Source organism: Hymenobacter sp. AT01-02, from assembly GCF_000961955.2.
Classification (GTDB): Bacteria; Bacteroidota; Bacteroidia; order Cytophagales; family Hymenobacteraceae; genus Hymenobacter; species Hymenobacter mucosus.
In genome coordinates this window covers 192,896-215,330 of the sequence record NZ_JZIR02000003.1, presented here as the reverse complement: position 1 = coordinate 215,330, position 22,435 = coordinate 192,896, and the positions used below count along the sequence as shown (strand labels likewise).

Sequence of the window (22,435 nt, the reverse complement as noted above, 5' to 3'; positions counted from 1 at the left end):
GCCAATAGAAATATCAGGCGCGCGCAGTCTTTACCACTGAGAGCAGCACATACAGTAAAATAACCAACGGGATGGCCGCCGCTTGCAATACTACTAGCAGACCCAAGCTCAGCAGTAGGAAAATGAACTGCAGAGAATTATCCTGCCACCGTAGGTTTTTGAATTTTAAAGCAAAAAGGGGAAGCTCCGCTACCAGTAGCCCCGCCAAAGTCAGCGCCAGGAGCAGCAGTACCCACGGGTTCAGAATAATATCCTGCAGGGAAAATGTGTCGTGGGCTAGAATGAGTGGTAATGAGGCTACCACCAAGGTGCAAGCAGGCGTAGGCAGGCCAATAAACGAGTCAGACTGCCGGGTATCGTTGTTGAACTTGGCCAGCCGCAGCGCCGAAAAAATACTAACCACGAAGGCGACGTATGCCAACCATTCAGGGAGACCAGTAGCGGGGAGGGCATGCCGCAGCAACTGAAATAAAATAGCACCCGGCACTACCCCAAATGACACCATGTCGGCTAGGGAGTCCAGGTCCTTCCCAATGGGAGAAGAAACGTGCAGGGCACGCGCCACCAATCCATCAAAAAAGTCGGCCACGGCAGCTATGCCAATGAGGTAAGCTGCCGTTACTAGTGGCATCTGCCAGGAAAGCGAAGTAGCGTCAGCCTGGGAGACGCCAGGGCCGAGGATAAGGGTAAGAGCCAGGCAGCCGCACAGTAGATTTAAGCAGGTAAGCGCGTTTGGGAGGTGCTTTTTCAAGGTTTGGAGGTAATCAGGAGCTAGTAGAGCAGGGCACTACGCCCCAAGGAGATTTTCAGAATAGGAAGTAAAATAGCAGCTAGGACAGCAAGCCACGCGGGGTAAAATACGCTAGCGCAAGAATGGGTTGCTTTTCCGCTCGGCGCCAATGGTGGTAGCAGGGCCGTGGCCCGGATATACCGTTACATCATCGGGGAGGGTAAGCAACTGGGTTTTGATGCTTTCAATGAGAGTATCGTAGTCGCCGCCGGGTAGGTCGGTGCGCCCAATGCTGCTTCGGAATAGCACGTCGCCGCCAATGACGGTACGCGTAGGTGCATGGTAGAATACTACATGGCCCGGCGCGTGGCCCGGCGCAAAGCGCACTTCCAGTTCGGTTTCACCAAAGCGCACCGGCTTCTCCGGCGTTAGAAAACCGGTAGGCTCGGCCGGCGTGTAGTGTGGAAATCCATAGTTAGAGGCATACGTAGGGACGGCCCGTAGCACGCTTAAGTCAGCTTCGTGAATAAGAAACGGGACTTGATAGGTGTCGAGGATAAACTTATTGCCTAGCACATGGTCAATATGGCAATGCGTGTTCAGCAGTAGTACCACCTGCAGCCCTTGCGCAGTAACAAATGCTTGTAGTGCCTCCTGTTCGGCCCGCTCGTAGCAGCCGGGGTCTACCACTACACATTGCCCAGAGGCATCATGCAGCAAATAGGTGTTTTCAGAAAAAGCATTGAAGGTAAATCCAGAGACAGTCATGCAATGAAGGAATGAGGCCAGTGCCAGCCGAATAAAATTGCGAGGGTAAGTTACGAGTCTTACTGCGAATGATGCCCACGCTACCCGCGTTTCACCCTACCCCCGTACCTTGCCAGCCATGACACAAGTAGAGTACCTGATAATAGGCCACGGCATTGCCGGGGCTACCCTGGCGCACGAGCTACGTGGGCGTGGCCGTAGTGTGCTTGTGATAGACACGCCCCAGCCTGATTCGGCCTCGAACGTAGCTGCGGGGCTGATGAACCCTGTGGCGGGCAAGCGCTTTGCCTTGGCCTGGCGCGTAGAAGAATTGCTACCCGCCGCTAGCGCATTCTACCGCCAGTTGGAAGCCCGTTTTGGCCAGCCATTTTTCGTGGAAGCTCCCATCTTGAAGCTGTTTTCCTCCGTAGCAGAACAGAACACAGTAATAGCCCGCAGTGTGGACCAACCGTGGCGACACTTCGTGGAAAACCCAGGCGAGCCGCTGCCAGTGGTGCCTGGTATGCGAGCAGACTATGGGGGCCTACGCATCCGGGGCGGAGGCCACGTACTAGTAAGCAACGTGCTGGCTGCCTTAGCCGCCGAAGGAATTCAGGAAGGTTGGTTGTGGCACGAAACTTTTGTTTGGGAGCAGCTTGTTCCGGCTGCGGAAGAGGACGGGGGAGGTCTGCTTTATGCAGGTCGGGTACGGGCGCAGCACGTGGTGTGCTGCGAAGGTGCTAATGCCCGGCATAATCCCTATTTTCATTGGCTGCCGCTTACTCCTAACCAAGGAGAAGTGCTGGACGTGGAATGCGCCGGTCTTTCTGATCAGCAAGTATTAAATAAAGGCGCCTACGTGGTACCGCTCGGCAACGGGCAGTTTCGGGTGGGCGCAACGTACCGTTGGCCGCCCTTTGCGGCGGGCACCACTCCGGAAGCTCGCCAAGAGCTTAGCCAGCGTCTAGATGCCATGACCACCGAACCATTCAGGGTGACGGGCCAGCGGGCCGGGGTTCGGCCGGCGGTGCGCGACCGGAAGCCATTGCTGGGCACCCACCCGGCGCAAGCTTCCGTACACATTTTCAATGGCTTCGGCTCGAAAGGTGTGATGCTGGCCCCCCGGCTGGCTACCCTGATGGCTGATTGGCTGGAAACTGGCCAGGAGTTGTGGTCCGAGGTCAATATTCAGCGGTATTCTGCGTTATACATTGCCGCCTTGTCTTCGGCTGGGGTAGCATCTTCTTCTGGTTCTCGCTCCTAGTATTTCAGCCTTCTTCTATGAAGCACATCTTCTTTCTTTCCCGGCGCGGTTGGGGCCGTCCGGCTGGCCTGGCTGCGTTGCTGTTGGGTGCCTTTCTGCCGGGTGGGGCCGCCCTGGCCCAAACGGCCCAGGAGCCGTTCGGGCGTGTGCGTATCCAGTACAAGGATTTCAACTGGCAGCAGCTCAGCACCCAGAACTTCAACATCTATTTCTATGCGGGCGGCGAAACCAACGCCCGGCACGCGGCGGAATATGCCGAGAAAGAGTTGCAGCGCATCACGGGGCTTATTGGGTACTACCCCTATTCAAAGACGACGATTATGTTGTACAACTCCGTGGGCGACCTACGGCAGAGCAACATTGGTCTGGATGCGGATAAGTACCAAACCGGTGGCGAGACCTCACTAACCCGCCTCACAAAAGTTCAGATTGCGTTTGAAGGGCAGCAGACACGGTTCAAGCAGGACTTAAGCACCCACATAACCCAGGTGCTGCTTAACGATATGATGTATGGGGGCTCCCTCAAGGAAGTCATCCAGAGCAGCTACCTGTTGCAGTTGCCCAACTGGTTTATTAGTGGCGCATCGGCGTACGCCGCCCAGGGGTGGAGCGTGGAAATGGACGACTACATGCGTACCATGACCAGCGAGTACGAGGGTACGAAGACGGCGCCGTTCTTTCTTCGCAATCCTGAGTTGGCGGGCCAGAGCATCTGGAACTACATAGCAGAACGCTACGGCTATACTAGCATTCAAAACATCCTCAACCTCACTCGTATTACCCGCGACGTTGAGGTGGGCATTAGTTCGTCGCTCAATGTGCCCTATAAGGTGTTCTTGAAAGATTGGCTGGGATACTACCGTCAGCTGAACGCTCAACCCCAAACGCCGTTTCAAAATACCGACGAGGCGCGGCGCGTAGTGCGCAACAACCGCAAAGGCGTGCTCTACTCGCAGCCAGTGATGAGCCCCAATGGGCAGCGCTTGGCCTACGTGCAGAATGACCGGGGCCGCTACCGCGTTTTGGTCGTTGGTAAAGACGGCAAGGGCCGCGACATTATTCACCGCGGGGGCTACAAAACGCCTGACCAGGAAATTGAAACTCGTTTGCCGGTGCTGGCTTGGCGGGGCAATGGGCAAGTGGCCGTGGCGGAGATGTACAAGGGCGATATGACCTTGCAGTTGCGTGATGCCCAAGGCGGCTTTGGAAGCATGCTAGACCGCCTGAAAGCCCTACTGCCTACTTTCGGCAAAAATGCTTCCATATTCTCGGTGTACTCGCAGGTCAACAGCATGAGCTACTCGCCCGATGGCAAGTCCTTGGTGTTTAGTGGCGTGCGCAATGGTCAAACCGATTTGTACCTCCTTCGTGCTGGCACCCGGACGCCGGAAAAGCTCACTAGTGATGTTTTCGACGACGTAGAGCCAGCCTTCCTGCCTGGTGGGGGCGGAATAGTTTTCAGCTCGAATCGGTGGCTCGACTCGGCTGGCACAGCAAAAGGCAGCTTTGGGGCAGTAGTGAATAACTACGACCTGTTTCTGTATCACCTCGATGGCCGGGCCCAGCCCGTAGAATCGTTGGTGAACACCATTTCTAATGAAGGGCGGCCACGGGCCTTGTCCGACTCTGAGGTGCTGTTCGTGGGCGAGGAAAGTGGCGTGCGCAGCCTATACCGCCTGTCGTTGGCTACCAAGAAGTACCAGCCCGTAACAAGCTTCCTGCCCAACATCAAGGACTACGACTACAACGCTACCTCTGGCACTCTGGGCTTTGTGGCTGCTGAGCAGGCCCGCGACTTCGTGTATTTGTATCCCAACTACGCGTTGCCCGAAAACCTAACGCTTTCCAAAACGGCCCGCCAAGAAATACTGGAAGACCGCTCGAAAGCGCCAGTTCCCACCAAAGCAGCTACTCCGGCACCTAGTCCTACGGCGCCTACTATCGCCAACGCACAAGAGCAGCAAAATCAGAGCAACGGAGAGCAGCCACGTCGTACCGATGGGCGCGTCAATACCACTGACTACGAGTTCGACGAGGATATTCCAACCTCCCGGGCCAACCCCACGCCGCGCCGTATCGCCCGCCAACAGGCGCCTACCATTGTAGCACTGCCCCAGGCCGCCCCCTCCGAAACGAGTGGCGTAACGGGACCGTACCGCTACGATAACCGCTTCAGCGTTGACAATGTGGTATCGTCGTTGTACGCTGATCCACTGTTGGGCCTTGGCATCATTGCCCAGGCTAACATGGCTGACCTGTTTGAGGACCACCGGATTCGGGCAGGAATTTTTGCCCTGACGGATTTGCGCACCAGCAATATTTTTGCTGAGTATACCAACCTCAAACATCGCTACGACTGGACTATTGCTTATACCAAGCAAGCATACTTCTTTGACTCTGAAACATACCAGAGCCGCTTGCGCTATGGCCGTCACGAGGTAGCGCCTACCATAGCGTATCCTCTCACGCACAACTTGAGCGTCCGTCTGGGGCCGCGCTTTGTAAACGTAAGCCGGCAGGTATTTTCTGACCTCAGCGGTACCACCGATGTAAACCGCAGCTACCTAGGCGGCTCCGGCGAATTGGTATTCGATAACTCCGTTGCTACGGGCGTAAATATGCTAGAAGGTACCCGCATGAAAGTGGGTTACCAGCGGCTGTATGGTCTTGATAATGGAGTGCCCACCTTTGGTAAGATTTACGTTGACCTGCGGCACTACCAGAAAATTCACCGGCAGCTGATTTGGGCTAACCGGGCCAGCTTTGGGCAGTTCTTAGGCGGCGGCAGCTTGCCTCCTTTCTTCCGCCTAGGCGGTATGGACAACTGGTTGAACAACGATTACGATGGTCCGCAACTAGCCACGCGCAGCCAAGACCCGTTGCCCGACCCCACGGAGTTAATGTATCAGCAGTTTGTGACCAATATGCGCGGCTTCAACTATAGCAAGCGCACGGGCCCGAAGTATGTGCTGCTCAACTCTGAACTCCGGCTTCCTATTATTCAGTACCTGTCTCGTAAGCCAATCGACTCCGGTTTCCTTCGGAACCTGCAACTCACGGCTTTCGGTGATGTAGGTACTACCTATTCTGGTGCTAACCCGTTCAGCGTAAACAACTCGAACAACACGCAGATCGAAGAGCAAGGACAAAACCCCTTTACGGCCACCGTCATCAACTTCAGCAACCCTATGCTGTACGGCTACGGCTTTGGCATGCGCAGCACTGTACTAGGCTTCTACGTGAAAGGCGACCTTGCATGGGGCCGGGAGAACTACACGGAAAAAGGCCCGAAAGTATACGTGACGCTAGGGTACGATTTCTAGGGTAGCTACTACCCACTTGCGGAAAGCCGTCGAAAGAAATTTCGGCGGCTTTCGTTTTTGTACCCACGCGGTTGCAAGCACCGCTGCATCCCCTTAGTGGGCGGCCCACTACGAACTGCACCAGTAAATAGGTAGCAGATTCAGATGGATTCCGGACCTAATAGAGGCTAATCCGGGAGTTGGGTTGTATCTTTGCGGTCCTTTTACCAGCCGTGTTGCCGTGACGCTACTGAGCGAAATCTGGGTGTTGATACAGAAGGACTTCCGTCTGGAATGGCGGCAGCGCGCGGCCCTGAATGGGATGCTGCTGTACGTGGGCAGCACTGTGTTTGTATGCTACCTCAGCTTCTCCCTACGCGGCGGACAACTTCCGGCCCCGGCCTGGAATGCGCTATTCTGGATTGTCCTGCTGTTCTCAGCCGTAAACGCGGTGGCGAAAGGCTTCCTGCAAGAAAGCCGCGGCCGCATGTTGTACTACTATACGGTGGTGCGGCCCCAAGCTGTTATTCTGGCTAAAATTGGCTACAATGCCCTGCTATTGCTGGGGTTAGCATTGATAGGCTTTGCGCTTTATGCCATTGTGCTCGGAAATCCCGTGCAAAACACTCCGCTCTTCGTGGGCAATGTAGTACTCGGGGCAGTGGGGTTTGCCAGCACACTAACGCTAGTATCAGGCATTGCGGCTAAGGCTACCAATAGTAGCACGCTGATGGCCGTGCTAGGCTTCCCGCTGATGGTGCCTATGCTGCTGCTGTTAATCAAAGTATCTAAAAATGCACTTGATGGGCTGGAGTTTGAAGCCAGCCAAAGCTCCCTGCTAACACTAGTAGCCCTAAACATGATAGTTGCGGCTGTCTCTTACCTCTTGTTTCCCTTCCTATGGAGAAGCTAAGCCGGTTTGTAAGCACTGAGGCGCCAATAGCGCATTTCGTAGCACTAAGCCCCCGCGCAAGTTGTTTCCCGCTCGACGGCCCAAAAGAGGGGGCCTTGGTTTACTCATTTCTTCTCTGTGCTCATGTCTAAAAATTGGTGGAAAGCCCTGTGCGTGGTACTGCTCCTGTACGTGGCAGTAGCAGGGCTGCTGATGCCCGTGCCGCGCTTGGCCATTCTGAATGAGAGCATCCGCAATCTGTACTTCCACGTGCCCATGTGGTTCGGGATGACCTTCATTCTGTTTGCCTCAGTCTACTACTCCATTCGTTATCTGCGCACACCTACGCCCGAACTGGATATTCTGTCGCACGAGGCGGCTCGCACGGGCATTCTGATGGGGTTGGTAGGTTTGGCAACGGGTAGCATCTGGGCGCGCTACACCTGGGGCGCTTGGTGGACCAACGACCCCAAACTCAATGGGGCCGCCATTGCCATGCTGATTTACGGTGCCTATCTGGTGTTGCGCTCGTCCTTTACTGATGAGCAGCAGCGGGCCCGTATATCTGCCATCTACAACATCTTCGCTTTTGCCACGGCAATGCCGCTCTTTTATATTCTGCCCCGCCTGACGGACTCTTTGCACCCAGGGGCGGGAGGCAACCCCGCTTTTGCAAAATATGACCTTGATAGCAACATGCGCTTGGTCTTTTACCCCGCAGTCATTGGTTGGACGCTGCTGGCCTTCTGGCTGGCACAAGTAGCCAGCCGTCTTTCCCTGCTCAAACTGAAAGTGTATGAAAAACAGCTTGCGTAAGCTTCGTCCGGCGCTATTGCTGCTGCTGGCCCTGCTGCTACCAGTGCTACACGTAGCCGCCCAAACGGCCGCAGCCAACGAGCCTGAAATGGCCGATTCTCTTCGCCTCAACGGCAAAATTTACGTGGTGGTGGCTGTCATTACGGTGGTACTGGCAGGGTTGCTGTTCTTCTTGGTTTCTCTGGACCGTAAGCTAACCCGCCTCGAAAAGGAAGTGCGCGACTAGGCTAAACGAAGTTGGTTCTACCCCCTAGGAAAGGGCCTTCTTGCTTCACAAATTCATGATTCATGCGGACCTTTGCCGCTGACTTTGTTGTTTCGATTATCGGCTACCAGTAGGAGCCGCCTGTTGCACCCCACATGAAAAAAGCACACATCCTTGCCATTGCGGTTATTGCCGTGGCCATTGGCATCATCATGAGCGCCGCCGGAGATGCCAGCGTGTACGTGTCATTTAGAGAAGCTCGGGAGCGGGCTGCCGATGGCAACCTCACCAAAGTGCACGTAGTAGGGCGCCTCCCCCGTGATGGACAGCAGAACATCCTCGGGCTGGAATACAACCCTGTACAGGACCCCAACTACTTCGCATTTACGCTGGTAGACACTAACCGCATTGCGCAACGCGTAATCTACTTCAATCCCAAGCCGCAGGATTTCGATAAATCGGAGCAGGTAGTGATTACGGGTGCCATGCGCAACGACATCTTCGTGGCCGACAAGATTCTGCTGAAGTGCCCATCGAAGTACGTGGAGAAAGACATCGAAGGCGCTACCGCCTCTATCAACTAAGGCTAGCATGAAGAGTGAGCAAGCAACATACGGAGCCTGGAAAGCGCCTAAGCGCCTTGGGCTGCGCGTAGCTGCAACTCACTTAATGCTTCTACCTGGTGCCTTGGCTGCCATGGCTCAAGTACCAAATGATGATATCGAAAACCGACAGCAGCTGCGCTTAAATGCGGCTATATCCTCGAACACCACGGGCTGCACAGTGCAATGGCGTTGCGTGGACGAAAAGCTGACGGGCAAATGCATCGAGTATCACAACGACCAGTGGTTTGAGTTTACGCCGCGCACAACGGGCCGCTACTACGTGAATATTGGTGGGCAGAAGTGCCGCGATACGCGCGGTGTACAGCTAGTAGTGCTTACGGGGCAGCCCTGTCAGCCGGCTACGTACCGGGTGCTTTCCTGCACCTCGCTGGGTAGTCAGGATGATGTGTTTATAACGCTGGACTCTTTGCAGGCGGGCCAGCCCTACCTATTGGATGTAGACGGCTACCTCAAAGATTTCTGTCAGTTTTCCTTGACCGTGAGCGACAAGCCTCAGGGCGTGCCTGCTCTAGCTCCACCACCTGTTTCAACGGTAGTACCGGCCGCTAACAGCCGCTTCACCCTGCGCTGGACGCTGCCTGACTCGCTCAGCGCTACGCGTCAGTTTCGAGTGTTGCGACGGGAAGCGGCCCAGTTTCGGGCGGCGCCCATGGCTACGGTACCGGTGGCGCGCACTACTTACGGCGCCAACACCACCGAATATGCTTGGACTGACTCGCTCACCGCACCGGGCCGTTACCTCTACCAGGTACTAGCTGATGCCTCGGATACTAAGGCACCGGTCCTGGTACAACAGCAATGGTACGCCTACAGCCAACTACTACCTGATCGTAGCAGTGCTCAGGCTATGAATGAGGCCGTTGCCAAGCGCGCCCTGAAAGCACAACAAAGCTGGGAGCGACACGGCCATCGGGCCCGCCTGAAACGCCTTGCTACCCAGCGACGCTCTAATCCCTAAAAACAAGTTCGTACTGGTCTGGTACTACACCATAGGCTAGTATTTCCTCTTCAACGCAGTAGCTCATGTTGAACACATTTATCGGCGACGCCGGGCACTTTAGTGTCATCGTGGCTTTTGTAGCGGCCACGGTAGCGGCGTATGCCTACTACGCGGCAGCACGCAACCAGCCCTTGGGCGAGTCAGATGCTTCTTGGCTGCGTATTGGCCGCGGAGCATTCATAGTGCACGGCTTGGCGGTGTTCTCGGTAGTCATCTGCCTGTTCACCATCATTCACAGTCACCGCTACGAGTACTACTACGCTTGGAGCCACAGCAGCAACCACTTACCCGTGGAGTACATGATATCCTGCTTCTGGGAAGGCCAGGAGGGTAGCTTCTTACTCTGGATATTCTGGCAGGTGCTTTTGGGCTTTGGCATCATGCGTTACCACCGCCGTTGGGAAGCTCCCGTCATGACGGTGTTTGCCGGCGTGCAGCTCTTCCTTACTTCCATGATTCTGGGCGTAGTGCTAGGTGGCGTGAAGATTGGCTCTTCACCCTTTATCCTGCTGCGCGACTTCCTAACGGATTTGCCTGTATTCAAGCTCAATCCCGACTTTGTGCCGAAGGATGGCACTGGCTTGAATGCCCTGCTGCAGAACTACTGGATGGTAATTCACCCACCCACGCTGTTCCTAGGCTTTGCCTTAACGCTGGTGCCCTTTGCCTTCGCCATTGCCGGTCTTTGGAAAGGTGAGTTCACCAAGTGGGTGCGCCCCGCTTTGCGCTGGACGCTGGTGGGCGGCTTAGTACTAGGGGTAGGCATTATGATGGGTGCTTACTGGGCCTACGAAACTCTGAACTTTGGCGGGTACTGGAACTGGGACCCGGTAGAAAATGCTGTGTACATTCCATGGTTAGTCCTGGTTGCATCTTTGCACGGTTTGGTGCTATGGCAGCGTAGCCGGACGGCCTTGCGTACGTCCTTCGTGCTGGTTATTGCCACTTTCCTGCTGGTTCTCTACGCCACCTTCCTCACGCGTAGCGGGGTACTAGGCAACGCTTCTGTACACTCCTTTACCGATCTAGGTCTCTCGGGCCAGTTGATTATCTACCTAGCCGCCTTTGTGGTAGTAGCCATTGGGCTGCTCGTATGGCGCTGGAAGACCATCCCTGTGTCGGAGAAAGAGCTGACGACCTACAACTCAGAACTGTGGGTATTTGTGGGAGCCACGGTGCTATGCCTGGGTGCGTTCCAGGTGCTGGTCACTACCAGCATCCCGGTGTACAATGCCTTCCTCGGCTTCATCGGTATCAAGTCTAACCTGGCTTTGCCTGCCGATCAGATTCAGCACTACACCAAAATCCAGTTGTGGATGGGGGTCGGCGTAGCCTTCTTCTCGGGCTTGGCCCAGATAATGTGGTGGCAGAAAAATAACAAAGAGTCGCTTACTAGCTCGCTCACCGTGCCCGGCATTCTGACGCTGCTTGGCGCTGCGCTGGTTATCCTACTGGTTCAGTACTTCGGTCTGAAAATGAGCATTACGTACATTGTACTGCTTACGACGGCTCTGTTCGGAGTACTAGCCAACTTGAGCATGGTCATCACGCTTATGAAGCGTAAGGTCAGTCTTTCCGGAGGTGGTATAGCCCACATTGGCATTGCGCTGATGCTGTTGGGCATTCTAGCATCGGCTGGTTACTCAAACATTATCAGCCAGAACGTCTCGGGCTTGCTATACTCGCGTGAGTTTGACGAGACTACCAACCGCGACAACGTGCTGCTGTGGCGCAACGATAAGGCCCAAATGGTCCGTATGAAGTAAGCTACACGGGGCAGTACTTTGATGCGCCTGGCGTTCCTGGCTACGTAAACAAGCAGTTGCTATTCCGCACGGCCGACGAATATAAGGCGCTAGCTCGGGCTGACATTAAGCGCGGCGATAAGGTGTACTACAAGGCTGGCGACACAGTCGACATATTGCCCGAGAACACTTATTACCGAGTAGAGTATAAGCACCGCGAAACGGGAGAAACGTTCACCCTTTATCCGCGTGGGCAGGTGAACGAAGAAATGGGCGAGGGGTTATTGGCTTCTCCTGACATCAAGAAGTTCCTAGACCACGATATCTACTCCCACATCAGCGCCGTGCCTCCACCCGATAAAGAGAAGGACTGGAGCGAAGTGAAGGAACATGTGTTGTCGCTGGGCGACACGATTTACTTGAACGATTACTTCGCGGTATTCCGTGGGGTAGAGCCTGCCCACCAAACAGCGGGGTTAGGGCTGGCAAAGGGTGACTTAGCCATCCAAGGCGACTTTTTGGTATACGGCGAGAAAAAGCAGTACCACGTGCACCCCGTATTTGTGGTGCGCAACCGCATGATCGGCCGAGTACCGGACGAGGTAGAGGACCTAGGCTTGCGTTTAACTTTCCTCAACGTAGATCCTTCCAACAGCAAGTTCACCTTTGGTGTGAGCACCACTCAAAAGGACTACATCATTCTGAAAGCAGTAGAGAAGCCCTTCATCAACCTCCTGTGGAGCGGTACGCTGCTCATGCTGTCGGCTTCTGCATGGCCCTGTACAAGCGTCGCCGCGACGTGGACGTAGCTGAGCTGCCCGTTCCTGAAGAAGCTGTGAAGGCTCCTCGGCCTCGCCCAATTCAGCAAAAGCGCCAAGTTGCGTAAGCGTTAAGCCTATCACTACGGCACAAACAACGAGGCCCTAGTCGTCTGACTAGGGCCTCGTTGTTTGTGATGGCCAAGTGTGGAACGCGAAGCATGCCTCTTGGTACTATCCTCACGAATGGCAGATAACGCAGTAATTTCGCTTACCAATGCAGGTGTTTTACCTTGGCTAGACAGGTTGCAGATATGGTCCTGTAGTAACAAAAACGGGCAGCTCCTAGAGCTGCCCGTTTTTGTGAGGCCTATATGAAGTAACAACGCCTACTTCTGCACGGCAATGTTGCGAATCATGTAGTCGTTGCCTGACTTCACCTTCAGGATGTACATGCCACTGGCTAAGCGCGACAAATCCAGCTTGTTGGCGAAGTTGTCGCGGACGTTGGCTGTGTATACACGCTGGCCCACCAAGTTTGTAACTTCTACTTGAAGTCCGGCCCGGGCGTTGGCGCCGCGTATATCCACTGTAAATTGCCCCGCTGACGGATTAGGATATACAGTCACGGCTTGCACGAGCGCATCTGAAACGCCAGTAGACACCGACGTGATAGTGATGTCGTCAACGGCCAGGAAAAACTGGTCGGCAGCGCTGTATACGTGGAAGCCCAGGAAGTAATTGCCGGTAGTGGCGGGCGTAATAGCTGCTACTGGTGTAGCGCTGTTGGCATCAGCAGTCAAAACGGTAGCAGTAGCAATGTTGCTGTTGTTCCACAGCGTATTGGTTTGGCCAGCCACCGTTGCAGCCGTGCCATACTTCACTTCCAGCTTTTCAGGGTAGTTGGCGCCACTGTTGCGGTATTTGAAGGCAAGCTGATAGCGAGAACCCGCACGCAGGAAAAGAGCAGGCGTGAAAAACCAGTCGTCGGCCTCCGTGGTACCGTCCTCGTTATAGAGGTAGGTCATGGCATTTGGTGAAGACGAGCCCACGAAAATAGGACCGGTGTCCGTTGGTACGCTCGAGCGGTTCTGCCAAGTTTCTTCATCATTATTCACGTTGAGCACCGTATAGCCACAAGGTATTGACCCGCTTGCTACTCCATCGAAGTTCTCGGAGTAGGGGAAGCTGGTTACAATGCTGGGTTGGCACTGGGTCGTAAACGTGAATGGGCCGGCCAAATCGCTCTGGCTAGTAGCACTGCAGTTGGTGCGAATGTAGAACTGGTACACGGTAGCACTCGTCAAGCCGGTGATGGTGGCGGGAGAGCCCGTAACTACTACAGAAGTACCGCTAGTAGCCGGGTTGAAGCCAACAGGACCGTACAGGATTGTGTAGCCCGTAGCACCAGTAGGAGCAGTGAAACTTACAGCGGCCGTTGTGGTAGCAGTGCTGGTTACTGCGGTAGCCGTCGGCGTTTGACAGGTTTGTGGAGTGCCCACACTAGCGGCTATAGCCAACCGCACAAAGTTGAGGTTAGAGGTATTCAGCGGTATCCAGGCTCCAGCAGAAAGCTTGGCGAAGAAGGTATTTGGCCGTTGAGGATTTTCTATTTGTACAGCTAGGCCGATATTCGAAGCAGAAGTTTCCTTGACAGCCACAAAGAACGAACCGCTCACGGCAATATTAGGAATGGCTACCGTTGCAGTGCCCCCCGCCGTCGTCCGATTCTGCGTGGGGGAGGTGTAGAGTACCGCACCTGGTGTGCCATTGGCTCCGGTGGCGTCTAACACTACAACTTGGTATGGAGCCGTATTGGTGCTAGTGCCGCCCGCAAAGGTTGGCCTTACCTCGTAGAGGGTCGTCGGCTGCGTTAGGGTGTATTTAACAGCTAGCATCCCATCAACGCCTGTTCCGCCGACACCGCCTGCGAAAGCTTCAGTAGTATCAATATAGGATAAGTGGTTAGAGGTTACCACTTGGGTGTAAGTAGCCGAATTGTTTAACGTAACGTCGTCCTCGGGCACTGTTACCGTCAGTGTGTTGGTGCCGGTAGAAGTGAGGGCATAGCCAGCAAACGTAACCGTGGTAGTAGCCCCAGGAGCTAGGCTAGCAACAGTTTGTGTGGCCGTAAACGTGTTTGGTCCCCGTACCGCGAGCGTTACCGGAATGTTAGTGAGAGTAGCATTGCCCGCATTAGAGATGACAGCTTGTGGTACATGTGGCGTAGCAAATGCCCGTGGCGCTTCTCCTAGCGTATAGACTGCGTCAACGCTCACATCATTGTCAGGAAGCGCAAACCGGTAGGTCCGGCCTGCATCAGGTAAATGGGTATTCTGTACCAAGTGTGGTAGATAGAACACCGTACCATTTTGCGTTATCGTATTTTCAAAAATAGTGGTGTTCCAAGGTTGATTAGGCGCTTTATATGTTAGATTTAAATCGACTGGGTCAGCTGATAATCCCTTTAAACCGATATAGAATGATTGAGCAGTAGGTGTGTTGCCGGAGGATGTCCAGGTGCCATACACCAGTTCTATCGTATTAGTACCCTCAAAAAGCCGGATCTGAAACTGCATCGTGTTCATCTGCGACGGAACAGTTGACGTAGTTCGCGTAGTGGGCTTGTCGCGCAGATTCTCAAACTGAATAGTACAAATGCGGTTGCCAGCCGTACCCGTAGTAGCTACTCGGTATTCCGTTGGGTTAGCTGTTTGATCGGCAGCACCTGTCAAGTCGATGCCCGAGGTAGCGGCTATAATGTTTTGGTCATCCTCATTGAAAAGCGGGAATAAATCGGTGGCGCTAGCCGGCGCAGCAGACCCCAGTTTAATGAAGCCGTTGGTATTGAGCACAAACTGCGTGTACACCGTACCGTTGAACACGAACGAAAACCCAATAGGCTGAGCAGCCGAGTTAGCATCGTCCGTATTAGCAGTTGTAATGGCAGTTCCACTCGTGCCTAAATCGGTGTAGGTGCCGCTTACGTTTTGGCTGAACGTCTGAAGGTACGGGAGGTCGTTTACTCTATTTGCCCTATTGCCACGCTGCTGAACAGGTGTTACCCTAGTAGGTATGGTTCGGGTATAGGGCCGCATATCGGACCACACCTGGGCTTGAGCGGTTGTGGCCCCAAGACTCACAAGAGCCCCCAAAGCCAACTGGCGCCACGTGGTAGCAGCCTTTGTGTAGAGGTTTAACATATTCTGAATGAAGTTGAAAAGGATGACCAACAGTGCAGTTAGCAGCTACACGTAGCAAGGACGTTAGCCTAGCTAAACAAGTTGTTAAATTTCCTCTAAAAATTGACTTCTACAGGCGGAAAATGTACAAGCCCGTACCTTGTTAGTTAAATAAAGGTGGAGCGCTATGGAAGAAACTAAAACTGCTGCGAAACGCGTAGTGCTGCTGGGCGCCGGCCGGGTAGCCCAGCATTTGGCCCCGGCCTTACTGGCCGCCGGCTATCATGTGGCGCATATTTGGAGTCGCTCTTTGGCCTCGGCCCAGGCCCTAGCTGCCACAGTACCGGGCGCTACCGCAGGTTCCACGGCAGCACTTCCCGCCGCCGATGTGTACATACTAGCCGTGCCTGATGCAGCGGTACCGGCAGTGCTAACCACAATGCAGTTCCCAAGTGGTGCCCTGGTAGCCCACACGGCCGGCGCTTTGCCGCTCAGCGTATTTTCTGCGTGCCCACGGGTGCGAGGCGGAGTGGTATATCCCATTCAAACCTTCAGCCCAGGCCGGATGATAGATTGGGGGCAGGTACCGCTGTGCGTAGAAGCCGCCGAGGCAGCCGGGGAGGCTACGCTGCTGACGCTGGCGCAGTCTCTCAGCCACAACGTGCTGCTTGTCGACTCAGCTCAGCGCCTCCGTTTGCATGTAGGAGCAGTGTTTGCGTGCAATTTTACCAATCACTTGCTCGGTATTAGTCACGCGCTGCTCACGGAAGATAAGCTACCCTTTGAACTGCTTGCTCCCCTGGTGCGCGAAACCATAGAAAAAGCTCTTGAACACCCGCCTTTCATGGTGCAAACTGGTCCTGCCGCCCGCTACGATGCTCCTACACTCGCCCGCCATGAGCAGGCGCTGGCCGAGCAGCCAGGGTGGTTGGCTATTTATAAGCAGTTGACTGCTAGTATACAAGAGAAACAGCATGCAATAAGTTAAAACAAGCAAGCTGGTCTCTTACTTTGATTCCGGGACGGGGGTGTGTACCTTCGTGCCCGCATTTTTGCCCGTTCAACGCGCTACTCGTGAAAGTCGTCAATATTACCTTTAAGTTTCAGGACGGCCAGCCCGACCAGACCCACGTGGCCGCCCAGGGCGAATCGGTGCTGGACGTGGCCCTCAACAACGACATCCAGCTCCAGCACAACTGTGGTGGAGTATGTGGGTGCAGTACCTGCCATGTATACATTGAGAAAGGCGAAGAAGATCTGCCCGAAATCAGTGATAAGGAGGAGGACTTCATTGACCGCGCCGTAAACCCGCGTATCAACTCCCGCCTGGGCTGTCAGTGTGTGGTGCAGGGCAATCAGGACGTGGTGGTACTTATTCCCCCACAAGAATTCCTGGGCCACTAACGGGTTGCCGCCGCGCATCTAGGTAGCACGTGCTACCTAGATGCGCGGCGCACGCGTGTGCTACCGAACCACGCCGCCTTCACACTTTCCTACTAACCAGCACAACGACGGATATGAATCACTTTGAACCCCCCATGCAGTGGAACGACCATGAGGATATTGCCATGGCCCTGTACGAGAAGTTCGGCGACGATTTTAACGAAGCAAAGATCTACCGCATTCGCTTTACCGATTTGGTAGAGTGGGTACTGAGCTTGCCCAATTTTGAAGGCACCCGCGAACAGTCCAACGAAGGCCACTTGGAGCAAATTCAGGCTAAGTGGGTGTATGAGTGGCGCGATAATCAATAAAACAACCGGCCCGGCGCTAGGTCCGCGGCCGTGTATGAATGCGGGCCTAGTTATCTGGCTATGAATACTGTGAATGCCGCGCCCGACCTGACCGGTATCAAGGCGTTTATTTTTGATGTGGATGGCGTACTAACGGATGGTACGCTGTTGGCGCTGAACTCCGGGGAGCAAGCCCGTGCTTTTCACATTCGTGATGGGTACGCCATTCGGTACGCCCTGCGCAAAGGCTACCGGATTGCTATCATCTCGGGACGGGAAGAGGAGGGGGTACGTAAACGGCTAGAGTCGTTGGACGTGCACGATATTTTCTTGGGGGTAGATGACAAGATGAAAATCTTCAACGCCTACATCAATACCTACCGCATCGACCCCGCCCACATTGCCTACATGGGCGACGATGTGCCTGATGCTGAGGTAATGCGCCGCTGTGGCGTGGCGGCCTGCCCAACCGATGCCGCGCGCGACGTGCGGGAAATAAGTAACTATTATGCCACGCTGCCTGGGGGCCATGGCGCCGTGCGGGAGTTGATTGAAGACGTGCTGCGCGCTCAGCAAACCTGGTAATGCCAGCGGCTTGTACTAGGCGGATTACATCCCAAAAGGAAACCCTGGCAACCCCAACCCAAGCGGTTGGGGTTGCGCTTTTCTAAAATCCATCTATATTTACCCGACCATCATCTAACCTATTTTTTTCTTTTTCATGAAAACAGGAACCGTAAAATTCTTTAATGAGTCGAAGGGCTACGGCTTCATTACAGAAGACGGCACGAAGGAAGATTTCTTCGTTCATGTTACCGGCCTTAACGGGGGCCAGGTTCAGCAAAATGACCGGGTAGAATTTGACACGCAGGAAGGCCGCAAAGGCGTGAATGCCGTTAATGTGAAGAAACTGTAGAATAAGATCTATACGTTTTAGTAACTAGCAAGCAAAGCCCTTTCCAGTCCTGGAAAGGGCTTTCTGTTGGGCTCTTGTTTCCCTCATTCCTACTGGTACTTGGGTCCGGTGCGGCCGATATCGTGTTTCTTGCAGCCTGCCATGTCAGCCGCTTCTTTGCCTTCTTCTGCTCACCGGAACCCAACGCCTGCTGCCGAGCCTGGCCGTTTGCGCCAATTAGCGCAACTTATTCGCCTGCCCAATCTGCTCATCATGGCCCTGTGCCTGCTGCTGGAGCGCGCTTCACTGCTTCTGCCTGGCGCACAGTGGCGGGTTGTGCTGGCTCCTGCGTTTGGGTTATTGGCCTTGGCTGCCCTGAGTATTGCGGCCGGAGGATACATCATCAATGACTACTACGATGTGAAGATTGATGCTATTAACCGGCCCGACCGGTTGGTGGTAGGGCGGGCCGTCAACCGTCGCCATGCTATGCTAGCCCATATTTTATTATCTGGGCTGGGTGTACTAGTAAGTGGTGCACTGTCGCCGCTGTTAGGGTTAGTAAATCTGGGCTCGGCACTACTGCTGTGGGGTTATTCGGCGCGGTTTAAGCGAGTAGCGCTGATAGGAAACCTAAGCATTGCCACGCTCACGGCGGCGCTGGTGCTGCTGCCGGAGTTGCAGTTGCGCACCGGGGTCACGTCGGTTTGGCTGTACGCGCTGGCCGCGTTGCTACTCACCATGGTGCGCGAAATAGTAAAAGATGTAGAGGATATGCGCGGCGACGCGCAGCACGATTGCTATACTCTACCTATTGTATGGGGGGTGGTGCGCACCAAATGGGTAGCCGGTTTTTTCCTGTTGTGCTTGGTAGTGCTCGTGGGCGGTGTGCTAGCCAGAACCACGGCTATGGAGCGTTGGCTACTAACTACTTGGCTGCTTGGGCTGGTTTTGCTGCCATTGCTTGGCTGGCACACTACCTACGCCGAGCCGACCGACGGCGGCACTTTGCGCGCCTAAGTGCTTGGTGCAAATGGGTGATGTTGGCAGGGGTACTTTCTATGCTGCTAGCAGGGTAAAACCGCAGGGCACACTGTTGCGTTAGGGGGTAAACGAATGAACTGCGGGGCTGCGCCTTATGCAGGTACGCATTCCCGTCTACTTCTCTTTCACCTTCTGACCCCAAGCCATCCAGTATGCGCTTCCTCTACCCGCTGCTAGCACTCAACACGCTGGCTGCATCCGTTGCCACTGCACAATCGGCCGTTACTGCCGACACGGCTGCCCAGCCCTCGGTTGGGGTTGCCGTACCTACTGCCACCGTCGATACGGCCGCTGCCTCGTCGTCTACCAGCGCTGAGGTAACTACTGCGTCTGCCAACACCACTGCCGGCGGACCTACCTTGGGCCTGAGCCGCCCCGTGCAGCCCACAGCGCGTAAGATAGGCGCTCGTGACCCTGATAAACCGAGCTTCATTCCGGTACCCATTGCCTTCTACCAGCAAGAAACTGGCTTTGCTGGCGGTGCTGCTGTTTTGCCCGTGTGGCGCTTTGGTCAGGATACCACTGTTCGGAAATCGAATGCGCGCTTGGTGGCCTGGATTTCGCAGAAAAAGCAAACTACGGTTCAGCTTACGCATACCATTTTCACGCCGGAAGAGAAGTTTTACTTTTCTGGGGAGCTGAGCTACTATGATCTGGCTTTCAGCTACTATGGCCGCGGCAACGATACCCGCAAGAGCGACGAAGTAACCATTCAGTACCCGCTGTGGGTGTTCGATGAAAAAGTGCTGGCGAAGGTAGTTCCCAATCTGTTTTTGGGTGTGCGCTACCGCCTGACCAACTTGGGCGACGTGAAGCTGAAGGACCAGATGGGACGGGGCGACGACAATGTGTACACCCGTTTGTCAAATCAGGAGCGTAACGGCGGCATCAGTTCGGGCGTTGGCCCGGCTCTGCTCTACGATGGGCGCGACAACGTGCTGGCTACGTACAGCGGCAACTTTGTAGATGCGCACATGCTGTTCAATGGCAGCTTCCTCGGCAGCGACTACAAGTTTACTCGCTACATGGTCGATGCGCGTCACTTTAACCCTTTGTTCGGCTCAAACAACACCATCTTCGCGGCTCAGTTTCTGGGGCAGTACCATTCCGGTAATGTGCCTTTCCGTGAGTTGGGCGGGATGGGCGCTACCCTGGGCGGGTCGTTGTACAACAACGCTTACCTGATGCGTGGTATTTATGAAGCCCGTTTCCGTGAGCGTCAGTTTACTACGGTGCAGGCCGAAATCCGACAGAAACTATTCTGGCGCTTCGATGGGGTAGTATTTGGTGCCCTGGGCCAAGTAGGCTACAAGCTTTCTGACTATTCGTTTGACGGCACCAAAATAGCCGGTGGCGTAGGCGCCCGTTTCCGCTTCAACCGCCGCGACCGTCTCAACATCCGTCTCGATTACGGGGTAGGTTCTGGCGGAAACTCCGGCATCATCTTCGCCGTGGGCGAGGCTTTTTAATCCATACTCAGCAACGACGTATCAACAAGAAGCGCCCTCTTCTATTCGTAGAAGAGGGCGCTTCTTGTTGGCAGATACTAGGGACTTAAACACAACCAGTAGGTTGACAATGTGGTTAGTAAGCTGAACTAGTGTAGCCTCAACAATAAAAACAGAATTTACTAACCTATTTAGACCATCACGGAGGAGCTTGCTGCGTAGAAGAATCCGATGGATTTCCTACTCTCTCCTCACCTATCTATTCCGTATAAGCCGGCCATTGCACTACGTTCTGCCGAGGCATGGAAAGTGCTAGTTCCACCAGCGGAAGGCCTGCGCGCTATTGTTGTTGTTCCGGCCAAGGATGAGGCCGAAAACCTGCCCGCCACCTTGGCCGCATTGGCTGCCCAAACTACACTGGAAGGCCAGCCCTTGCCCGTTGGGTTTTATGAAGTGCTAGTACTGGCTAACAACTGTACCGACAACACGGCAGCTGTAGTACGCCAAGCTGCAATCCGCTGGCCGCAGTTGGCTATACACGTGGGTGAGGTGCGTCTGCCAACAGGCGAAGCTCACGTAGGCAAGGCCCGCCGCCTGCTGATGGATGAGGCCTGCCGCCGCCTAGAATGGGCGGGTACTAAGGGCGCATTCATTGCCAGCACGGATGCTGATACGCGCGTGGCTCCCGATTGGCTAGCCGCTACTGCGGCTGAGCTAGCCGCCGGGGCCGATGCCGTTGGAGGGCGTATTCTCACGGCCGGTTCGTCGGTGCCTGTTTGCCCTGTGCGGCGCTACCAGTTGCAAGATGCGGCCTATTACCTGCTCCGGGCCCGGCTAGAGCATCTGCTCGACCCCGTAGCGGCCGACCCGTGGCCCCGGCATCACCAGCATTTTGGCGCTAGTTTGGCCTTAACCACGGAGGCGTACCGCCGCGTGGGAGGGCTGCCCGTAGTTCCGTACCTAGAGGATGAAGCTCTTTGCCAGGCCCTACTGCAGCACGATTTGCGCTTGCGCCATAGTCCCCGCGTGCGGGTGTACACCTCTAGCCGCCAGGAAGGCAGGGTAGCGGTGGGCTTGTCGTGGCAACTGCGGCAGTGGGCCGAAATGCAGCAAAAACAATGTGAGCCCCTGGTAGACAACCCTGCCCGTCTGGCCGCCGAATGGAAGGCACGCAACCGATTACGACGCCTTTGGGAGCAAGCCGCCACCGGCACCTTAAAGTCTAAACAACTTCAACAGGAAGCACACTCGGTGGCGGTGCCACTACGGGCCTTGCAGCGGCAAATTAGGAAGAGCACCACCTTTGGCCACCTGTGGAGCTGGGTTCAGCAGTGGTGGGCACAGCAGAACGACTGGAGCTGCCGTTGGCCCCAGGTGGCTCTAAGTACTGCCCTGCTAGAGTTGCGTCGGCTGCTGGCGGCATATGATGCTCAGCTATATACGCGAGAATAAATCCAGACGATACTGTTCATGGCGTTGCCCGCCAAGGTGGTGTAGTGCACCCTCGGGAGTAGCTAGTTCTAGGAAGAAGGTATGCACGTCGTCACCAGTCAGCGGGTAGTCGTGTACGCGTGGCGTCCAATGAACCAATAACAGATGGCCTCCTGGTTGCAGCGCCGCAAGTATCTGATCAGTCGCGCGCGCCAGATCCTCGGGACTCCAGTAATAGCCTACCTCTGATACCAGGATCAGGTCGAAGGCTTGCTGGCTTGGAAACTCTTCCGGCACCCGCAGTTCCTGAAACTCTACTTGGGGAAGATGCGCGCAACGCAGACGGGCTTGTTCCAGGGCTGCTGCCGCCACATCTACCGCTAATAAATGCCCACAGCGGGGTGCCAACTGCTCCGTGAGCACTCCCAGAGAACAGCCTATCTCAAAGGCTTGGGGGTAGTGGTCACGCGGTAGAGCACCTATTGTGGTAGCATATTTTTCCCGCTCATACGGGCTGGTTTCGAAGTTCCACGGGTCGGCATTTGCCCGGTATACCTCGTCGAAATAAGAGGGCGGGAGCGTATTAGGTTGGTTGGGATTGGGCTGCATTTGAATAG

21 protein-coding genes are annotated in these 22,435 nt (G+C 55.0%); 17 read left to right on the top strand and 4 right to left on the bottom strand.

The annotated features are described in order from the left end of the window. Positions 1–13: 13 nt before the first annotated feature. Positions 14–751, bottom strand: coding sequence for a CDP-alcohol phosphatidyltransferase family protein (locus VI25_RS01895; protein WP_045689264.1), 738 nt, complete (start codon positions 749–751; stop codon positions 14–16). A gap of 111 nt (positions 752–862) precedes the next feature. Continuing rightward, positions 863–1,498, bottom strand: a complete 636-nt coding sequence (locus tag VI25_RS01890; protein ID WP_045689263.1) for an MBL fold metallo-hydrolase — start codon at positions 1,496–1,498, stop codon at positions 863–865. Positions 1,499–1,616: 118 nt separating this feature from the next. Here VI25_RS01890 and VI25_RS01885 point away from each other — a divergent pair, with 118 nt between their 5' ends. The 9 genes from VI25_RS01885 to VI25_RS28185 all read left to right on the top strand — a co-directional run bounded on the left by VI25_RS01885 (position 1,617) and on the right by VI25_RS28185 (position 12,136). After that, positions 1,617–2,741 (top strand): NAD(P)/FAD-dependent oxidoreductase, encoded by a 1,125-nt coding sequence (locus VI25_RS01885; RefSeq protein WP_055562211.1) that lies wholly within the window; start codon positions 1,617–1,619, stop codon positions 2,739–2,741. Between the two features lie 17 nt (positions 2,742–2,758). Next, a complete protein-coding gene (locus VI25_RS01880) occupies positions 2,759–6,064 on the top strand; it encodes a PD40 domain-containing protein (RefSeq protein WP_052695333.1) in 3,306 nt (1,101 codons plus the stop codon). Positions 6,065–6,314: 250 nt separating this feature from the next. Beyond that, positions 6,315–6,956 carry a heme exporter protein CcmB gene (locus tag VI25_RS01875; protein WP_045689268.1) on the top strand — a complete coding sequence of 214 codons (642 nt, stop codon included), beginning with the start codon at positions 6,315–6,317 and terminating at the stop codon, positions 6,954–6,956. Positions 6,957–7,079: 123 nt separating this feature from the next. Then, positions 7,080–7,751: a cytochrome c biogenesis protein gene (locus VI25_RS01870; protein ID WP_055562210.1), complete on the top strand. Its 672-nt coding sequence runs from the start codon at positions 7,080–7,082 to the stop codon at positions 7,749–7,751. Then, the gene (locus VI25_RS01865) at positions 7,732–7,977 is read left to right on the top strand and encodes a CcmD family protein (protein WP_045690037.1); all 246 of its coding nucleotides are present in this window, start codon (positions 7,732–7,734) and stop codon (positions 7,975–7,977) included. The genes VI25_RS01870 and VI25_RS01865 overlap by 20 nt, the downstream gene beginning before the upstream one ends. A gap of 134 nt (positions 7,978–8,111) precedes the next feature. Further along, positions 8,112–8,540, top strand: a complete 429-nt coding sequence (locus tag VI25_RS01860) for a cytochrome c maturation protein CcmE (protein WP_045690036.1) — start codon at positions 8,112–8,114, stop codon at positions 8,538–8,540. Between the two features lie 112 nt (positions 8,541–8,652). Then, positions 8,653–9,540, top strand: a complete 888-nt coding sequence (locus VI25_RS01855; protein WP_152981451.1) for a hypothetical protein — start codon at positions 8,653–8,655, stop codon at positions 9,538–9,540. A gap of 65 nt (positions 9,541–9,605) precedes the next feature. Continuing rightward, complete coding sequence (ccsA, locus tag VI25_RS01850; RefSeq protein WP_316934224.1) at positions 9,606–11,348, top strand: cytochrome c biogenesis protein CcsA; 1,743 nt, start codon at positions 9,606–9,608, stop codon at positions 11,346–11,348. A gap of 56 nt (positions 11,349–11,404) precedes the next feature. After that, the gene (locus VI25_RS28185) at positions 11,405–12,136 is read left to right on the top strand and encodes a hypothetical protein (RefSeq protein WP_316934223.1); all 732 of its coding nucleotides are present in this window, start codon (positions 11,405–11,407) and stop codon (positions 12,134–12,136) included. 338 nt (positions 12,137–12,474) lie between these two features. Here VI25_RS28185 and VI25_RS01845 read toward each other — a convergent pair whose 3' ends face one another. Further along, the gene (locus VI25_RS01845; protein WP_152981450.1) at positions 12,475–15,288 is read right to left on the bottom strand and encodes a T9SS type A sorting domain-containing protein; all 2,814 of its coding nucleotides are present in this window, start codon (positions 15,286–15,288) and stop codon (positions 12,475–12,477) included. A gap of 166 nt (positions 15,289–15,454) precedes the next feature. Between VI25_RS01845 and VI25_RS01840 the strand changes: the two genes are divergently transcribed. The 8 genes from VI25_RS01840 (at position 15,455) to VI25_RS01805 (ending at position 21,839) form a co-directional block, all read left to right on the top strand. After that, positions 15,455–16,255: a Rossmann-like and DUF2520 domain-containing protein gene (locus tag VI25_RS01840; protein WP_045690505.1), complete on the top strand. Its 801-nt coding sequence runs from the start codon at positions 15,455–15,457 to the stop codon at positions 16,253–16,255. 86 nt (positions 16,256–16,341) lie between these two features. Further along, positions 16,342–16,671, top strand: a complete 330-nt coding sequence (locus VI25_RS01835) for a 2Fe-2S iron-sulfur cluster-binding protein (RefSeq protein ID WP_055562208.1) — start codon at positions 16,342–16,344, stop codon at positions 16,669–16,671. Between the two features lie 113 nt (positions 16,672–16,784). After that, positions 16,785–17,021, top strand: coding sequence for a Fe-S cluster assembly protein IscX (gene iscX, locus VI25_RS01830; protein ID WP_045690196.1), 237 nt, complete (start codon positions 16,785–16,787; stop codon positions 17,019–17,021). 60 nt (positions 17,022–17,081) lie between these two features. Beyond that, positions 17,082–17,585 carry a KdsC family phosphatase gene (locus tag VI25_RS01825; protein WP_045690195.1) on the top strand — a complete coding sequence of 168 codons (504 nt, stop codon included), beginning with the start codon at positions 17,082–17,084 and terminating at the stop codon, positions 17,583–17,585. Between the two features lie 136 nt (positions 17,586–17,721). Next, positions 17,722–17,916 carry a cold-shock protein gene (locus tag VI25_RS01820; protein WP_045690194.1) on the top strand — a complete coding sequence of 65 codons (195 nt, stop codon included), beginning with the start codon at positions 17,722–17,724 and terminating at the stop codon, positions 17,914–17,916. A 141-nt stretch (positions 17,917–18,057) separates the two neighbouring features. Next, positions 18,058–18,915: a geranylgeranylglycerol-phosphate geranylgeranyltransferase gene (locus tag VI25_RS01815; RefSeq protein ID WP_052695597.1), complete on the top strand. Its 858-nt coding sequence runs from the start codon at positions 18,058–18,060 to the stop codon at positions 18,913–18,915. A gap of 176 nt (positions 18,916–19,091) precedes the next feature. After that, positions 19,092–20,408 carry a BamA/TamA family outer membrane protein gene (locus VI25_RS01810; RefSeq protein ID WP_045690193.1) on the top strand — a complete coding sequence of 439 codons (1,317 nt, stop codon included), beginning with the start codon at positions 19,092–19,094 and terminating at the stop codon, positions 20,406–20,408. 210 nt (positions 20,409–20,618) lie between these two features. Beyond that, positions 20,619–21,839 (top strand): glycosyltransferase, encoded by a 1,221-nt coding sequence (locus VI25_RS01805; protein ID WP_055562207.1) that lies wholly within the window; start codon positions 20,619–20,621, stop codon positions 21,837–21,839. On the opposite strand, the gene VI25_RS01800 is transcribed toward VI25_RS01805, so the two are convergent. Next, on the bottom strand, positions 21,822–22,427 hold the full coding sequence (locus tag VI25_RS01800) for an SAM-dependent methyltransferase (RefSeq protein ID WP_045690192.1): 606 nt from the start codon (positions 22,425–22,427) through the stop codon (positions 21,822–21,824). The genes VI25_RS01805 and VI25_RS01800 overlap by 18 nt on opposite strands. Positions 22,428–22,435: the final 8 nt, after the last annotated feature.

Coding starts and splice junctions, on each gene's coding strand:
- VI25_RS01890 (WP_045689263.1), bottom strand. CDS start 1,498: ATGACTGTCTCTGGATTTACCTTCAATGCTTTTTCTGAAAACACCTAT.
- VI25_RS01885 (WP_055562211.1), top strand. CDS start 1,617: ATGACACAAGTAGAGTACCTGATAATAGGCCACGGCATTGCCGGGGCT.
- VI25_RS01880 (WP_052695333.1), top strand. CDS start 2,759: ATGAAGCACATCTTCTTTCTTTCCCGGCGCGGTTGGGGCCGTCCGGCT.
- VI25_RS01870 (WP_055562210.1), top strand. CDS start 7,080: ATGTCTAAAAATTGGTGGAAAGCCCTGTGCGTGGTACTGCTCCTGTAC.
- VI25_RS01865 (WP_045690037.1), top strand. CDS start 7,732: ATGAAAAACAGCTTGCGTAAGCTTCGTCCGGCGCTATTGCTGCTGCTG.
- VI25_RS01860 (WP_045690036.1), top strand. CDS start 8,112: ATGAAAAAAGCACACATCCTTGCCATTGCGGTTATTGCCGTGGCCATT.
- VI25_RS01855 (WP_152981451.1), top strand. CDS start 8,653: ATGGCTCAAGTACCAAATGATGATATCGAAAACCGACAGCAGCTGCGC.
- ccsA (WP_316934224.1), top strand. CDS start 9,606: ATGTTGAACACATTTATCGGCGACGCCGGGCACTTTAGTGTCATCGTG.
- VI25_RS01845 (WP_152981450.1), bottom strand. CDS start 15,288: ATGTTAAACCTCTACACAAAGGCTGCTACCACGTGGCGCCAGTTGGCT.
- VI25_RS01840 (WP_045690505.1), top strand. CDS start 15,455: ATGGAAGAAACTAAAACTGCTGCGAAACGCGTAGTGCTGCTGGGCGCC.
- iscX (WP_045690196.1), top strand. CDS start 16,785: ATGAATCACTTTGAACCCCCCATGCAGTGGAACGACCATGAGGATATT.
- VI25_RS01825 (WP_045690195.1), top strand. CDS start 17,082: ATGAATACTGTGAATGCCGCGCCCGACCTGACCGGTATCAAGGCGTTT.
- VI25_RS01820 (WP_045690194.1), top strand. CDS start 17,722: ATGAAAACAGGAACCGTAAAATTCTTTAATGAGTCGAAGGGCTACGGC.
- VI25_RS01815 (WP_052695597.1), top strand. CDS start 18,058: ATGTCAGCCGCTTCTTTGCCTTCTTCTGCTCACCGGAACCCAACGCCT.
- VI25_RS01810 (WP_045690193.1), top strand. CDS start 19,092: ATGCGCTTCCTCTACCCGCTGCTAGCACTCAACACGCTGGCTGCATCC.
- VI25_RS01805 (WP_055562207.1), top strand. CDS start 20,619: ATGGATTTCCTACTCTCTCCTCACCTATCTATTCCGTATAAGCCGGCC.
- VI25_RS01800 (WP_045690192.1), bottom strand. CDS start 22,427: ATGCAGCCCAATCCCAACCAACCTAATACGCTCCCGCCCTCTTATTTC.